The sequence below is a fragment of the Bradyrhizobium sp. WYCCWR 13022 genome (assembly GCF_030435535.1).
Classification (GTDB): Bacteria; Pseudomonadota; Alphaproteobacteria; order Rhizobiales; family Xanthobacteraceae; genus Bradyrhizobium.
This window is the reverse complement of record NZ_JAUIZJ010000006.1, coordinates 24,453-38,920: the sequence shown is the minus strand read 5'-3', so window position 1 is coordinate 38,920 and position 14,468 is coordinate 24,453. Positions and strand designations below refer to the sequence as shown.

General features: G+C 63.6%; 18 protein-coding genes and 1 pseudogene. 7 read left to right on the top strand and 12 right to left on the bottom strand.

Annotated features, from left to right (window positions below):
- Nucleotides 1-98 precede the first annotated feature (98 nt).
- Both QY049_RS11480 and QY049_RS11475 read left to right on the top strand, forming a co-directional pair.
- On the top strand, nucleotides 99-1,106 hold the full coding sequence (locus QY049_RS11480) for a Tim44 domain-containing protein (RefSeq protein WP_194481819.1): 1,008 nt from the start codon (nucleotides 99-101) through the stop codon (nucleotides 1,104-1,106).
- Nucleotides 1,107-1,245: 139 nt separating this feature from the next.
- Nucleotides 1,246-1,953: a glutathione S-transferase gene (locus tag QY049_RS11475; RefSeq protein WP_301269347.1), complete on the top strand. Its 708-nt coding sequence runs from the start codon at nucleotides 1,246-1,248 to the stop codon at nucleotides 1,951-1,953.
- A 1-nt stretch (nucleotide 1,954) separates the two neighbouring features.
- Here the strand turns inward: QY049_RS11475 and QY049_RS11470 are convergent.
- From QY049_RS11470 to QY049_RS11460, 3 genes and pseudogenes are all read right to left on the bottom strand, one after another.
- A pseudogene (locus tag QY049_RS11470) lies at nucleotides 1,955-2,622 on the bottom strand (isoprenylcysteine carboxylmethyltransferase family protein).
- A 117-nt stretch (nucleotides 2,623-2,739) separates the two neighbouring features.
- Nucleotides 2,740-2,913 (bottom strand): hypothetical protein, encoded by a 174-nt coding sequence (locus QY049_RS11465; RefSeq protein ID WP_194481822.1) that lies wholly within the window; start codon nucleotides 2,911-2,913, stop codon nucleotides 2,740-2,742.
- 106 nt (nucleotides 2,914-3,019) lie between these two features.
- A complete protein-coding gene (locus tag QY049_RS11460) occupies nucleotides 3,020-3,499 on the bottom strand; it encodes a hypothetical protein (RefSeq protein WP_194481823.1) in 480 nt (159 codons plus the stop codon).
- 246 nt (nucleotides 3,500-3,745) lie between these two features.
- On the opposite strand from QY049_RS11460, the gene QY049_RS11455 reads away from it, so the two are divergent.
- Nucleotides 3,746-5,401, top strand: coding sequence for a fumarate hydratase (locus QY049_RS11455; protein ID WP_194481824.1), 1,656 nt, complete (start codon nucleotides 3,746-3,748; stop codon nucleotides 5,399-5,401).
- Nucleotides 5,402-5,442: 41 nt separating this feature from the next.
- Here QY049_RS11455 and QY049_RS11450 read toward each other — a convergent pair whose 3' ends face one another.
- From QY049_RS11450 to QY049_RS11430, 5 genes are all read right to left on the bottom strand, one after another.
- Nucleotides 5,443-5,739, bottom strand: coding sequence for a hypothetical protein (locus QY049_RS11450; RefSeq protein ID WP_194481825.1), 297 nt, complete (start codon nucleotides 5,737-5,739; stop codon nucleotides 5,443-5,445).
- Nucleotides 5,740-5,859: 120 nt separating this feature from the next.
- Nucleotides 5,860-6,414 (bottom strand): inner membrane-spanning protein YciB, encoded by a 555-nt coding sequence (locus QY049_RS11445; protein ID WP_194481826.1) that lies wholly within the window; start codon nucleotides 6,412-6,414, stop codon nucleotides 5,860-5,862.
- A gap of 13 nt (nucleotides 6,415-6,427) precedes the next feature.
- Nucleotides 6,428-7,003: a hypothetical protein gene (locus QY049_RS11440; RefSeq protein ID WP_194481827.1), complete on the bottom strand. Its 576-nt coding sequence runs from the start codon at nucleotides 7,001-7,003 to the stop codon at nucleotides 6,428-6,430.
- 75 nt (nucleotides 7,004-7,078) lie between these two features.
- Complete coding sequence (locus QY049_RS11435) at nucleotides 7,079-7,561, bottom strand: MAPEG family protein (RefSeq protein ID WP_301269346.1); 483 nt, start codon at nucleotides 7,559-7,561, stop codon at nucleotides 7,079-7,081.
- Nucleotides 7,562-7,605: 44 nt separating this feature from the next.
- Entirely contained in the window at nucleotides 7,606-9,003 is a 1,398-nt protein-coding gene (locus QY049_RS11430; protein WP_301269345.1) for a carotenoid oxygenase family protein, read from the bottom strand.
- 105 nt (nucleotides 9,004-9,108) lie between these two features.
- Between QY049_RS11430 and QY049_RS11425 the strand changes: the two genes are divergently transcribed.
- The 3 genes from QY049_RS11425 (at nucleotide 9,109) to QY049_RS11415 (ending at nucleotide 11,226) form a co-directional block, all read left to right on the top strand.
- Entirely contained in the window at nucleotides 9,109-9,825 is a 717-nt protein-coding gene (locus QY049_RS11425; RefSeq protein ID WP_194481830.1) for a TetR/AcrR family transcriptional regulator, read from the top strand.
- A 216-nt stretch (nucleotides 9,826-10,041) separates the two neighbouring features.
- Entirely contained in the window at nucleotides 10,042-10,500 is a 459-nt protein-coding gene (locus QY049_RS11420) for a DUF6321 domain-containing protein (protein ID WP_246755785.1), read from the top strand.
- Nucleotides 10,501-10,659: 159 nt separating this feature from the next.
- Nucleotides 10,660-11,226, top strand: a complete 567-nt coding sequence (locus QY049_RS11415) for an SET domain-containing protein (RefSeq protein ID WP_194481832.1) — start codon at nucleotides 10,660-10,662, stop codon at nucleotides 11,224-11,226.
- 53 nt (nucleotides 11,227-11,279) lie between these two features.
- Here QY049_RS11415 and QY049_RS11410 read toward each other — a convergent pair whose 3' ends face one another.
- The 4 genes from QY049_RS11410 to QY049_RS11395 all read right to left on the bottom strand — a co-directional run bounded on the left by QY049_RS11410 (nucleotide 11,280) and on the right by QY049_RS11395 (nucleotide 13,598).
- A complete protein-coding gene (locus QY049_RS11410) occupies nucleotides 11,280-11,678 on the bottom strand; it encodes a hypothetical protein (protein ID WP_194481833.1) in 399 nt (132 codons plus the stop codon).
- A 36-nt stretch (nucleotides 11,679-11,714) separates the two neighbouring features.
- Nucleotides 11,715-11,945: a hypothetical protein gene (locus QY049_RS11405; RefSeq protein ID WP_194481834.1), complete on the bottom strand. Its 231-nt coding sequence runs from the start codon at nucleotides 11,943-11,945 to the stop codon at nucleotides 11,715-11,717.
- A 162-nt stretch (nucleotides 11,946-12,107) separates the two neighbouring features.
- Entirely contained in the window at nucleotides 12,108-12,728 is a 621-nt protein-coding gene (locus QY049_RS11400) for a hypothetical protein (protein ID WP_246755786.1), read from the bottom strand.
- 390 nt (nucleotides 12,729-13,118) lie between these two features.
- A complete protein-coding gene (locus tag QY049_RS11395; RefSeq protein ID WP_194481835.1) occupies nucleotides 13,119-13,598 on the bottom strand; it encodes a ParB N-terminal domain-containing protein in 480 nt (159 codons plus the stop codon).
- Nucleotides 13,599-14,231: 633 nt separating this feature from the next.
- Between QY049_RS11395 and QY049_RS11390 the strand changes: the two genes are divergently transcribed.
- Entirely contained in the window at nucleotides 14,232-14,408 is a 177-nt protein-coding gene (locus tag QY049_RS11390; protein ID WP_194481836.1) for a hypothetical protein, read from the top strand.
- Nucleotides 14,409-14,468 lie beyond the last annotated feature (60 nt).

Below are 14,468 nucleotides of genomic sequence, written 5' to 3'. Positions count from 1 at the left end.
GGGCTTTTGCCACATCCCCGCGACTGAGGGCCGCAGCCGCGGGTTCCGAAACCGGCTTCCATTTTGATGAAGGCTGCCCATCTTACTGGCACGTCCCCATGCCGGGGATTTGGGAAACGCACATGAAGTTCTCGCAATGGTCCCGCAGTTTCGTGAAGACGATTGCCGTCGTCCTGGCGCTCGCGCTGCCGACGGCGCTTGCGATCTCCTCCGCTGACGCCCGCGTCGGCGGAGGCTTCTCGTCGGGGTCGCGCGGTTCGCGGACCTTCTCGGCCCCGCCGTCGACCACGACCGCGCCTGGCTCGACCTCGCAATTCAACCGCACCTATAGCCAGCCGGGCGCCGGCATGAACAGTGCTGCGCCTGCGCGCGGCGGCCTGTTCGGCCGCGGCGGTGGCTTCCTGGGTGGTCTTGCGGCCGGCTTCCTCGGCGCGGGCCTTCTGGGCATGCTGTTCGGTGGCGGCCTGTTCGGCGGCCTCGGCGGCCTGTCGTCGATCCTGGGCCTGATCATCCAGATCGCGCTCGTCGTGTTCGTGGTGCGGCTGGGAATGTCCTGGTGGCAACGACGCAATTCGCCGCGGGCGGCCTATGCCGGCGGCGCTGACACCGGTTCGGGTCCGCAGACGAGCTATCGCAGCGGTCTCGGTGGTGGGCTCGGCTCGGGTCTTGGCGGCGGCTTCGGCTTCGGCGCCAACAACGCGCCGCTCGAGATCAAGCCCGACGACTACGAGGCGTTCGAGCGTCTGCTCGGCGACATCCAGTCTGCGTGGTCGAACGAGGACGTTGCCAAGCTGCACACGCTGGCGACGCCGGAAATGGTCTCTTATTTCGAGCAGGATCTTGCCCAGAACCGTGCGCGCAACGCGGTCAACAAGGTGACCAACGTCAAGCTGTTGCAGGGCGACCTCGCCGAAGCCTGGCGCGAAGGCGAGACCGACTACGCGACGGTGGCGATGCGCTTTGCGCTCACCGACAAAACGGTCGACCGCAACACCGGCGCGGTCGTCGCCGGCAGCGAGCAGCCGGGCGAAGTCACCGAGGTCTGGACCTTCGCCCGCCGCCCGGGCAGCCCCTGGGAATTGTCGGCGATCCAGCAGACCAACTGATCGCGCTCATAGCGACAAGCGAGGGCGTCGTGCTTCGGCACGGCGCCCTTTTTGTTTGGGGTCCAGTGCTCTCCGTCCCACTCTGACGGAACTTGCGTCACGTGCTAGGCTTGTCCTGCGCGTCGCAAAGGACTGTCTCATGACATACGAGCTCTACTATTGGCCCGAGATCCAGGGGCGCGGCGAATACGTGCGGCTGGCGCTGGAGGAGGCGGGGGCGGCTTACGTCGACGTTGCGCGCGGATCGCGCGGCAGCGGCGCCATGATGAAGATGATGGAGGTCCACAAGGGCACACCGCCCTTTGCGCCGCCGTTCCTGAAAGCCGGCAAGCTCGTGATCGGCCAGACCGCCAACATCCTGCTCTATCTCGGCGCTCGTCACGGGCTCGCGCCGAAGACTGAAGCCGGGAAACTCTGGGTGCACCAGCTTCAATTGACGATCGCGGACTTTGTGCTGGAGATCCACGACACCCATCATCCGCTCGGGCCTTCGCTCTACTATGAAGACCAGAAGGCGCCGGCGAAGAAGCGTACCGCCGAATTCTGGGATGAGCGCGTGCCGAAATATCTCGGCTATTTCGAGCAGCTTCTCGATGACCATGGTGGTGTCTATGTCACCGGTCGCAGGCTAACCTATGTCGATCTCTCGCTGTTCCAGATCGTGGACGGGCTGCGCTACGCCTTTCCCAAGCGCATGAAGGCGTTCGAGAAAAAGATCCCTGGCCTCGTCGACCTGCACGACCGCGTCGCGTCGCGGCCGGGCATCAAGGCCTATCTTGCAAGCGAGCGCAGGATTCCCTTCAACGAGCAGGGCATCTTCAGGCGCTATCGCGAGCTGGACGCATGAATCACCACACGCCCGGCAGCAGGCGATAGCGCACCCGCGCGGCATAGTCGGAATAACCCGGCAGTCCTGCGCGCAACGTGCGTTCTTCGATGTGGATGCGGATCGCAAGCAGGATCAAAAGGACAGGCGCCACGGCAAGTCCCCACCATGAGCCCAACAGCAGCGGCACGCCGGCGAAGAACATGATCATGCCGCTGTACATGGGATGGCGGACATGGGCGTAGGGCCCGGTCGAGATCACATGCTGGGCGCGCTCGGCCTGCAGTTTCACCACAGGTGCGGCGAACGAGTTCTCGCGGAATACCCACATCGTGAACGCCGTGCAGCCGAGATACAGCACGAAGCCGAGGGCCTGCAATGCGACCGGCACGTTGGAGGCAACCGGTCGAGACCGATCGCAATCAGCCAGCCCAGGATGGCCGCGATGAAGATAACGATGAAGGCCTTGTCGGCGCGCGGCTGCTCCCTCTGGATCACCGGACGGAGCCGCTCTGCCAGCAGCCCCGGATCGATCCGGTAGAGCCACCAGCCGCAGAGCGGGCCGAGCAGGGCGGAGGTGGCGAGGAACACCCAGGCCGACGGCCAATGCAGCGTGCCCGCGGAGGCGAACAACAGTGCGCCCATCGCGACGACGAAGATCGTGTTCTGCAACAAGAGGCGTGCGATCATGCGCGGTTCCCCCGGGCATTCTCGCACGAGTCTCGCAGCGCTATCCGGCAAATATGCGACCGGATACGCGAAAAGCCCGGTCACCAGGACCGGGCGATCCATCGCAGGCAAACGCGATCAGGCGAGCTGATCGATCCGCGTGCCCTGACCCGGCGGCAGCGGCGCGGGCGGCGTCGGCTGATAGGTCGGGTCGTTGTCCCTGGTCTTGGTCTGGTCGTCCGGCTGCTTGGTCGTGTCGTAGCTCGGGACCACGATCGTGACAGGCGGCGGCGCAACGCTGGAAACGCTCATCCACAAATCCTCACAGATTGACACAATTGACCTTGCCCCGGAGGGGACGAAAGGTCCGTCAAGCCAATCGTTAAAATGCGAGGGATCCGGTGCGATAGATGCGCCGTTACTCGTCCTTCGGCCGCGTGATGGTGATTGCAGCTTCCTTCTTCGTCCGCGTGCATTCCATGTTGAGGCGCTTGTAGCGCATGGTGATCTTGTCGCCGCGCAACAGGCCCATGCGCTTCAGGCAGCGCGTCGCGCCGGTCGTGGTGTCGTCCTTCGTCACCGTGAAGATGATCGCGGCCGCGGACGCCACCAGTTCATAGAACTGCGGCGTCGGCTTGCGGTCGCCCTTGGCATAGAGCTCGTTGGAATAGGCCTGTCCCTGGGAGCGGCAGCCGAGCGACAGCTCCTTCGCCGCGGGGTGGGTGAGGTAGATGATGTTGGCGGCCTTGAAGTTGACCTTCAGCCCGTCGATGCCGCCGGCGAGCTGCTTGGCGATGTCGTCGCACTGGTCCGCGCGCGCCGACGGGGCGAGGGTCACAAGGCCGATGGTTGCGGCGGCGACCAGCATCGCGCCGCGAAAGTCCAGTTTGAAAATCATGATGAAAAGCCCCTTAGGGCGCGCATTCAACCGTCGCCGCGCGCGAAGTGCAAGGGGTGCAACCCCGCTCGGCCGGGCACGACTAAAGCTATTTGCCGGCGGAAGGCGGGCAACAAAAAAATGGCCGCAATGGCACCGAATCGGGATGCCCCGGCCGCGCCGGAACGCCTTCCCTTTGCGGCAAAAAAGCTTAGAACGCTTCTATGCTTAGAGGCCCGTGAGGGCTCCAGAACCCGAGATCGCCCCATGAACGCTCCCACCGCCTTCCCCGACCAGTCCAAGCCCGTTCCGCCCTACAAGCACACGCCGCTGTTTCCGCTGGGCAAGGACGAGACGCCGTACAAGAAGATCACGTCCGAGGGTGTCAGGGTCGAGAAGGTCCTGGGCAAGGACATGCTGGTGGTGTCACGCGAGGCGCTGCGGGCGCTGTCGGAGGCGGCTTTTGGCGACATCAATCACTATCTGCGTCCCGGACATCTGAAGCAGCTGCGCGCGATCCTGGAAGACGGCGAGGCGAGCCCGAACGACAAGTTCGTCGCGCTCGACTTTTTGAAGAACGCCAACATCGCCGCCGGCGGCGTGCTGCCGATGTGCCAGGACACCGGCACCGCGATCATCATGGGCAAGAAGGGCTGCAACGTCATCACCGACGGCGATGACGAGGCCGCGCTGTCGGAAGGCGCGCGCGATGCGTATCTGCGGCGCAATCTGCGCTACTCGCAGGTCGCGCCGCTGTCGATGTACGAGGAGAAGAACACCGCCAACAACATGCCGGCGCAGTGCGAGATCTACGCCGAGGGCGACGACGCCTACAAGTTCATGTTCATGGCGAAGGGCGGCGGCAGCGCCAACAAGAGCTTCCTGTTCCAGGCGACGCCCTCGGTGCTGACCAAGGATCGGCTGCTCGCCTTCCTGAAGGAAAAAATCCTCACGCTCGGCACCGCGGCGTGCCCGCCTTATCACCTTGCGATCGTGATCGGCGGCACCTCGGCCGAGCTCTGCATGAAGACGGTGAAGCTCGCCTCCGCCCGCTATCTCGATGCGCTGCCGACCCACGGCTCGCCCGACGGCAACGCGTTCCGCGACGTCGAGATGGAGAAGGAAATCCACAAGATGACGCAGTCGCTCGGCGTCGGCGCGCAGTTCGGCGGAAAGTATTTCTGCCACGACGTGCGCGTGATCCGGATGCCGCGCCATGGCGCCTCGCTCCCGATCGGGCTCGGCGTGTCCTGCTCGGCCGACCGCCAGGTGCTCGGCAAGATCACCAGGGACGGCGTCTATCTCGAGGAGCTCGAGCACAATCCGGCGCAGTATCTGCCGCAGGTCGAGCAGTCGCTCGGCGGCGAAGTGGTCAAGATCGATCTCAACCAGCCGATGAAGGACATTCTGGCGACGTTCTCGAAGCATCCCATCAAGACGCGGGTCTCGATGACCGGCACCATGATCGTGGCGCGTGACTCCGCGCATGCGAAACTCCGCGAGCGCCTGGAGAAGGGCGAGCCGCTGCCTGACTATTTCAAGAATCATCCGGTCTACTACGCCGGCCCGGCCAAGACCCCCGAAGGCTACGCCTCCGGCGCGTTCGGTCCGACCACGGCGGGTCGCATGGATTCCTTCGTCGACCAGTTCCAGGCTGCCGGCGGATCGATGGTGATGGTGGCGAAGGGCAACCGCGCGCCGGCCGTGCGCGAGGCCTGCAAGAAGTATGGCGGCTTCTATCTCGGCTCGATCGGCGGCGCGGCGGCGAACCTCGCCGAGCACTGCATCAAGAAGGTCGAGGTGCTCGAATATCCCGAGCTCGGCATGGAAGCGATCTGGCGCATCGAGGTCGTCGACTTCCCGGCCTTCATCATCATCGATGACAAGGGGAACGACTTCTTCAAGGAGTTGAATCTGGGTTAGCTCTTGACCTCGCCCCGCGACAGCGGGGCGAGGTAGTAAGATCAGGCGCGCGCGCCCGTGAACGGGAAGCTGCCCATAGGGCCGATGCCCATCTCGCCGCTCATGCTGTCGCCGGAGACGGTGCCGGTGAATTCGAGCGTGAGCGGCATCGGGTTGGTGATCGAGACCTTCCAGGAGACGTTGTCACCGGAGACGGTGCCGTCGAAAATCTCGGCGGTATTGCCTTCCGCACCCTGTGTGCCCGTGAGCGTGCCGCCCGCGGCCTTCAGGCTCAGCGTCGCCTGGCGTTCACCCATCGGCGTCGTCATGGTCAGATTCCAGTTGCCGTCCACGGCCATTCGCGTCTCCCGAACACTATTCCGGCGGGTTGCGATCATTCGCAGCCAGTCCTGAACCGAGCCTATAGCCTAACTTGAAGCTGCTGCCTAACGTCCCTTCGACGCTCCTTGGGGCGGCATTCAGGCGCGGGCGGCGGCGCGCCGGCGGCTGGTGACGACGAGCCTGAACACGAGGTATTGCACGGCAAAGGCGAGAGCCTTGGCGCCGCCCGCAACCGCGGAGATGTAGAAAGCCCACAGCTTCAGATCGCCGGTGGCGGCGACAGCGATCGTGCCGGCGCCGAGGGCGAACATCAGCGCGGCCCAGGCGTAGCCCGCAGCGGTGACATATTCGGGTGCGGTCTCGACCACGATCGGCGGCATGTAGCGCAGCATCCAGCCCCGCTTGAGCATGATCGCGCCGATCGCGAAATGCGCGATCGCAGGCTTGGCCAGCATGAAGCGAGGATCATTGGTCAGCAGCGTGATTGTACCGAGGACGACGACGAGCGCGAGGCTCGCATAGGTCATGTAGCCGAGTTCGCGTCCCTTGACGCGCGCGTAGATCACTTGCGCGATCGCGCCGGCTATTGCGACGGAGGTCGCCAGGATGACGTTGTCGGTGACCAGATAGATCACCAGGAAGACGATAGCCGACAGGAAGTCGGAGGCGAGGCGGGCGAATACGTCCTTCATTGTCGGTCCTGTCTCACTTGGCTTCGGACAGCGCGCCGGAAGGCGCACCATACTTGATCTGGCGATATTCGGGATACCATTTGGTGAAATAGATCGCACTGTTGCGTGCGGCGAAAGCGACCGCGAGGCCCAGCCAGACCGGCAGGCCCGGGAAGTAGAGCAGCACAATGTTGGCGGCCATCATCAGCAGGGCGGCCACGGTCCATGCGCCGGTGATGATGTAGTTGGCGGTGAGGAAGCCGGGCATTGCCGCGGTCTCGGCCGGAACGGCCTCGATCGCATATTGCAGCGTGAAAGGGCGGCGCGCGAGCATCGAGCCGAGCGAGATGACGAAGATGCCGATATCGACCGAGAGCTTGACGCCGAGCGTGCTGAGCACGGGGCCGCGGAGCGCGAGGTAGAGGCCGATGCCAGCGAACAGGATCGCCGAGCCGGCAGCCAGGGTCTTGATCGAGCGGCCCCGGGCCACGTCGATCGCGATCGTGGCGAGGCAGATCGCGGAGGCCGTGAACACGCTGACCGTGGCCGAGGTCATGAACATCAGGAGGGTGTAGACGCCGTAGGGGGCAAGGATCAGGAAGATCGTCATGGTCGCCTCGGTCGCACTAATCTTTACGATGTCAAGATTGGTAGTTCAGGCCAAGGAGCCGGTCAAGCAAAATCTTTACAGTGTCAAAATGACGTGAATGACTTCTAGAAATTGAATGGTCGCAATGGCTTGGTCGGTCAATTCATCGGCAAATGCCGCCCAGGGCAGGCGCGACAGGATGGTGAGGGCGCAGGAGATCAACAGGCCGATGGTCAGGAAGATGCCGCCGGCGCGGCAGATCATGAATCGGAGCGAGCCCGGCCTCGCGTACATGCCGAGTGGATGCAGCAGGCGCGACAGCACAAGTGCGCCCATCAGCATGTGAATGCGCAGTGGTGATGCGCCGGACATTTCGAGCAGGGCGATCATCAGCGCGATGATCGGGACGTACTCCATGAAATTACCATGGGCCCGGATCGCGCTGCGCAGGCCATCATTGCCGCCGTCATTGAACGCGGCGCCGCTGCTCCGTCGCAGCCGGATGACCTGCAACGCGAGCGCAGCGTAGATCAGCGCGAGGATCGCGAGGTAGTTCGCCGTGATGGTGGGGACGTGCATGCGAAGTCTCCCTGATGACATTCGCAAAGGAGTGAGGGTGGGAGCTACTGTGCTCCCACCCAGTTGCCGTGAAAGCCGTCGGGCACGCGATGGCCGAGCTGCACCAGCGCGGCGGGGCCGGCCTCGATGTCGGTGGCATTGAACACGGCGAGGTCGCTGCGGTTCTCCAGCGCGCGCCAGACCACCGCCAGCAGCCAGCCGTCGCCTTCCGCCGCATCCTTCGATCGCTCGACGAACACAGGCTCAGAGATGGTGTCGCCCGCCGGCAGCAGATATTGGCCGAGGCGCTTGCCGGCGCCGTCGACATGGACGATGCCGGATAGTGCGCCGAACATCGGCAGACGCGGATTGGCACAGGCGTACCAGCCATGACGGCTCTTCAAGCCGGCGCGGCGATCGTCGATGCGCGGGAATTCGCCGGTGAGGTCGTCGAGATAGGTCTGCTGGAAGCGGTCGGTATTCCCGGAGAGATCGAAGGTCCAGCGGCAGTGGCGGGCGCGCGATTTCTCCGGATCCGTCGGCCGGCCGTCGGGATGAGGAAACAGCGGCGCTTCTTCGAACTGCATGACGTCGGCGACAATGCGGCCGCCATTCTCCCACGCATTCATGATGTGGAAGACGTAGCAGGCCTCGCCGCGGAACCAGACGATATCTTCCGCCGTGCCGCTCCGTTTCATCACGCCGACATAGGCGCCTTTCTCCGGTTCCCAGGCATAGGGCGGCTTGCCGCTCATCGCGCGCTCCATGCTGCCGGTCAGGGGCAGGATCGGAAACAGCACGTGATTTTCGGTGACAATGAAGTCGTGCACCATGCTGGCATAGGGCGTCTCGAAACGCTCGAAGCGTGTGACCTTGCCGCCCGCATCGATCGATCCGTAGGAGAGGGCAGGCGTCAGCGGTCCCGCCGCGTTGTATCCGAAGAACACCAGTTCGCCCGTAACGGGATCGACCTTCGGATGCGCGGTGAAGGGACCGGCAACGCCGCCCTGATAATTGTCGTAGCCGCGCGTTGCCAGCGTGCCCGGCTCGATCTCGGTCGGCAGATGTCCTTCTTCAAGGGCGAGCAGCTTGCCGGCATGGAAGACGATGTTGGTGTTGGCGACGCCGCCGTCGGTCAGGTTTTGCGGCGCACCCGGGAGCTTGCGGCCGAAGCCGCCGAACAGCGCACGACCGGCATCATGCTCGGCGAGCCATTTCGGCGTGCGGACCCAGCGGTTGCGGTAACTGGCGCGCCCCTCCTCGAGGTGGAAGGCGTGCAGCATGCCGTCGCCGACGAACCAGTGCGCGCCTGGCGAGTCGAACTGCGGGTTGGGGCCGTTGCGGTAGAGCGTGCCGTTCAGTTCGCGCGGCAATTCGCCGACGACCTTGAGGAACGGCGCATCCGCCTCGAATGGAATCGGCGCGATGTTGTTGCGGCGCTCGGCGGTCGCATCCTGATGCACGGCGTATCCCTCCTATCTTTACATCGTAAAGATGCCATAGAACCAAGCGCGGCTTCCGTCAAGTGAAATCTTTACACTGTCAATATTGCGTCATATAGCTTGTAAATGGCCAAGAGAGACACCACCGGCGAGACGCCGCGCCGCCCCAAAAAGACATCGCCGGCATCTCGTCCGGCGCGTCGCCCTGCGAGCGCGAAGACCGAGACGCCCTATCACCACGGCGCCTTGCGCGAGGCGTTGCTTCTAGCCGCCGAACGGGTGCTGGAGCGCGACGGGCTCGCCGGTCTGACGTTGCGCGCGGTGGCGCGAGAGGCGGGCGTCTCGCATGCGGCGCCAACCCATCATTTCGGTGATCTCACCGGACTCGTCAGCGAACTCGCGGCGATCGGCTTCCGCCAGTTCAACGCGGCGATGGCCTCATCCTGCGACGCGGCCACCTCGCCGCTGGAGCGGGCGCTGGCGCGGCCCAAGGCCTATGTCGCGTATGCCCAGGCCCATCCCGGCATGTACGGGTTGATGTTCCGTACCGAGCGGCTCGACTATTCCAGGCCCTCGCTGCACGAGGCCGCTGAATCCTCGTTTGCCGGACTTGCTAATGCCATCGGCGCGATGCGGCAGGAGCCGATCAGAGGCAACGCGCTGACGATCGAGCAGGGCGCCGCGATCGCGCGGGCCTGGTCGATGGTGCACGGCTTCACCATGCTGCTGCTCGACGGGCGGCTCGAGGATATTCTGGAGCGGCTGCCCGATGGAACGACGGCCGAGCAGCTTCTGGAGGCGATCCTGAAGTCGACGGTGGCCGGACGGCTGCCAAGCACCTGATCGGACGAGACGTTCGCAATCCTCGCTATGAACCCTTGCCGTGCCCGGGCGTTGACGCCCATGGCAAGATCATCTCGCGCGCCCTGGAAACGCCAAAACCCGCGCAAGCGGGCGGGTAAAGCGTCAAAGCATCTTACTTCCGCGGAGAAATCGGCGGCGAAGGTGCGCGCCCGTCGTGCCGGTCGCCGCTATCCCAACCTCGTGGACAACATTCGCATGGCAGCCAGGAAGAGGACCAAGACGAAATCCGCCGGAACGTCAGCGACGAAAAAGACGCGGAAGGCCGCTGCGCGCAAGACCACAGCACGGAAGAGCGCAAAGGGACGCAAGCGCGGCGCCTCGGCGCCTGCGAAGGATCCGCGCGGCGGCCTGACCGCGGCGGGCCGCAAGGCCTTTGCACGCAAGCAGGGCGCACATTTGCGGCCGGGCGTAACCAAACGTGAATCCGAGATGACGCCGCAGGACATGCGGCGGAAGGGCAGCTGGGCGGTGCGCTTCTACGGCCGCGCGAAGCTGCCGCCTTTGGTCGATGCCAGGGGCCGGCCGACACGGCTCGCGCTATCGGCCCACGCCTGGGGCGAGCCGGTGCCGAAGACAGTCGCGGCCGCGCGGCGCATTGCGGCCAAGGGAGAGCGTCTGCTGGCACGCTATCGGCGGATCAAAGAAGGTGCCTAGTCATACGAGATGCCGCGGAACTCGCGGCTTGCACATTTTTCACTGTGGGCAAGCATCAAACGTCACAGGGACAGGCCTGACAGCGGTGCGGAATCGTTCTAGAAGAGCGGCTCCGCTCGGGCTCACGCAGCCTGGTCCGCGTCCTCGTTACACCTGATCATGCCAGCCATCGCTCCCCGCAAATCCTACCGTGTCGGCCGTTCCAAGACCGGACTTGGCCTCTTCGCCACCATGCCGATCAAGAAGGGCACAAGGATCATCCGTTACTTCGGGCCGATCCTGGACTGCCGCATTCCAGCGCAGGACGAGATCGAGAACAAATATCTGTTCGAGCTCAACAACCGCTGGACGATCGACGGCTCGGTGCGCAAGAACCTCGCGCGCTACATCAACCACTCCTGCCGTCCCAACGCGGAATCCGACGTCCGTCCGCGCGAGCGCAAGGTGTTCATCCGGGCCATCAAGAACATCGAACCCGGCGACGAGATCAATTACGACTACGGCACCGACTATTTCAAAGCCTATTTGAAGCCGATCGGCTGCAAGTGCCCCTCCTGCGAAAACAAGCGCAAGAAACAGCGCGCCGAAGCCCGTGTCGAACGGGCCAAGGTGAAGGCGCGCGCGGAGCGCAAGGCGGAGAAGGCAGCCGCCAGGGGCGCAAAGAGCGTCAAGAAGAAGCTCAACGGCCATGCCGTTGCCACGCCGAAGGGCCGCGCGCGGGCGTAGCCCGCGCGTTGCGCCCGTCGTGTGCCGCTAACGCAGCGCATCGAGCACTGGCTTCATACAGCCACCGCGTTCCCGCTCTTCCGCAAGCCCACATATTGCAGCTCGGCAAAGACGCCGGTTGCGATCGCCTGCGCGACGACCATGACCTCGCCGGCGAGGTTCGGTGAGGTCGTGCCAGAGAACAACAATGCGATACTGCCGACGGTCCACGCGGCGTTGCCGACGACGACCAGGAGCACGAGCGGCTTCGGCACCGTTGTGCGCGAGGCGAGCCAGCCGACCAGCGCAGTATAGGCGATCAGGAACAGGCCGGTTTCGCGCAAAAGTGCTTCAGGCAGATTGAACAGCGCCGCGAACGCGCCGGCACCGAAAGTGAAGCCGATTGCGGCGATACCGCTGAAGACGGTGTCGGCAAACAGGGCGCCGCGCAGGAATCTGGATGCGTGGATCACGAGAGGTCTCCATGGTTGGTTGGGCGCGAGGTGAAATCAATGCCGTCCGCGCCAGCAGGCGCGGAGCAGGCGGGTGAGGCGGAACGGGCAGAGGCTCCTGCCGATGCTGTGCTCGAAGGCGGAGACCTGCGCGAGGACATAGTCGCCGGTTGAGTGCACCAGTGGCTCGGGCATGTTCAGCCCACGCGCCAGCATCCGGGTCGCAAAAGCTATCGCCCAGGGTCCAAAGTGATCGGCGAGAAAGCGGTAGAGCAGCAGCGCGATCATGGTCATCTCCTGTCGTGACCGAAGATGCGCCGATGCGGGCCCCAATTCGATTACCTCAGGGGTAATCAACGGGCCAATTCAAATCCGTTCGAAGACGTTGGAGGACGTTGTTGTTCGCCGCCCACGAAAGCGTTCACGGTCGGGCGGCGCGGGCAGGGCCGGTCAGACCTCGAAGGTCCCAAGTCGGGAAATCATCGCGTTCGAGTAGGGCGAAGGCTGTATGACCGTGAAGACGGCATTCGGAAAGGCCTTCCAGACGGCGAGATCGTTTCGCGTAATTTCGACCAGGCCGAAGCGAGAGCGATGTTCGCCCGGTTCGCTCGGCTCGCCGACATCGGAAAAGCGCAATCGTAGAATGCGATCCTTCGGCAAGGGAAGCGGCGGATGGCGCGCTTTCACCACGGCCAACGGCTCAAGGCTGATGACTGGAGGTGTCTTTGCTGCCGGCGGGCTTGAAAGCACACTGGGCTCCTCGCCGCGCGCAGCCTCCGGCATGGGGTCCAGCGCACTCGCAGCTACACTGGTTGGGTCTCCAGGTAGAGAGATTGGCCCAGCACTGGGTTCACGATCGGGTTCATCAACAGGCGGTGTGGTTTGCGAGGAAACCCGGTCACCGCCAGATGCACTGTCGACTTCCAAAGAGGCGCTGGCGGCGCTGGTTGGCGAAACCGGAATCGGCTTCGACCGTGGTAACGCCAACGCGCTCCAATCAAAATGCTCGGGAAGCTCGGCTTGCACATCCCCTACGAGGGCGGAGCCAGGTGTGTTCGCGTTGTCGTTCATTGCATCCGTCGTGGTCGTATTCTAAGCCAGCTCAATGATTTCGGATCGTGGGCCGGTCTTGCAAAGCGTTCCGCAGCCCATGCTCAGGCTCGCCGCTGATCGGTCAAATAAGCTATGGCCAAACATGGGCATTGGCCAGTTGATCGGCGCGCAATCGGTGGCCTCGGTTAATCGTAGACCCGAGACTTGGCGGGACGGGTGCATCGGGATTAAGGAGTGTTTAGTTACCTAAATGAATTCGAGTTGCGTTCTACCCACGAGACCCCGCTGGTCGTCTAGTGAAAATTGTACGATGCGTTCCTGAACCGATCACGTTTACTCCGCCCGCCAGTCCCGGTGCGTAGGGCTGTCAATCGGTATCCTGCGCAAGTCGAGCGTGCGCAAAGAAGATCAGTAGCGGCTGCCGTCGCTCTTCTGACGGGCGATCCATTGTGACAGGGTTTGCGGTCCGGGCCTCGATACTGCCGCCGTTCGCTTCGGTCGCGGCGGGGATGCGCCAGATTTGGCTGACGGGACGGCGACCGCAGCGGCTGCCTCTCTCTCGAGCCGAAGCTGCTTCAGCCGCACCATCTTGTCGCGCTCGGCCTCCAGCTCGGTGCTGTCGGAGAGCAGCCTTCTATGCTGAGGACTTTCTGCCTGGACCACGACGGCAATGACGGATGTTTCGCCAAGGGCTCTGCAGGCTTCAAGGCGATGCAATCCTTCAACCAGAATGAACTGATCCTTATCGACTCGAACGGAAATGGGCGCTTGCTGCCCGGTCTCCAGAATGCTTTCCGCGAGCTCCCGAACGCGCTCCGGCTGGAGCGCCCTGCTTCTTTTGGCCGGAATGTGGATCTTTTCGATCGGGAAGCTCTCCGCTTTCGGCATCGCTTCTGCTCCCTTCAACCCGGGCCGTCACGCGCAGCGATCATCGCCGATATCCTAGGGGTGGGCGAGCGAGAGAGGCAACCGATTTCCAGGTCTATGTCGACGCGGCTTGTGATGGAACCAATCGAACACCGAGAGCATCTGGCGCACGGGAGGTGCGGTTCGAGAGCGATCAGCTGCTGCTAGTGAGACGCGCACGACCTCTGCGATCTACTCGAAGTCTTCTTGCCTTCGGCCGTGGCTTGCATTCCGCGGGGCCGCTCACGGTTGCGCCAGGATGCAGCCTCCGAAGCATCTCGCTCGGTCGATCAGGCCGCGCCGGGCAGTTTGCCGCAGGTGAATGCGATACCCGCGAAATCCCAACAGCCTCCACATGAACTGCCGGCACTGCGCGCAGCGATCTCAATCCAACGATCCTGAATGTCTTTTCTTTAAGTCAATGCAGGGCAATGGAGATAGCGGCTTGCGGGTATGCCGAATTCGCTGCGGATACTTGTGCGACGCAAAAACGGCTGACGCATCTGCCCCAAGTTGGAAGCGTTTCAGAAAATCTCCCGCAAAAAAAAGTTTACTCCGCGCCGATCCGAGGGCTAAATTTGTTCTCCCTTTTGGTGACGAGTTGGGGAACCTCTCATGACTGCTTTCCAAGCCAAGCTGGAACGGTTTGAAGATCTGGCGGCCGAGTGCGAGTTGATCGCGAGCCGTGTGCAGGAAGGGCAGCGCGGGTTGTATGTGAGGCTGGGCGAGCGTTATCGCACCCTTGCAAGTGATATGCGGGCTCTGATCGCCACGTTCGACGTTGCGGCCTGAAAAGAGCTGGCCAAAGGCACCCGCAAGCTTCGGAAGCGCCGCTGCGGCTGGATATCAGGG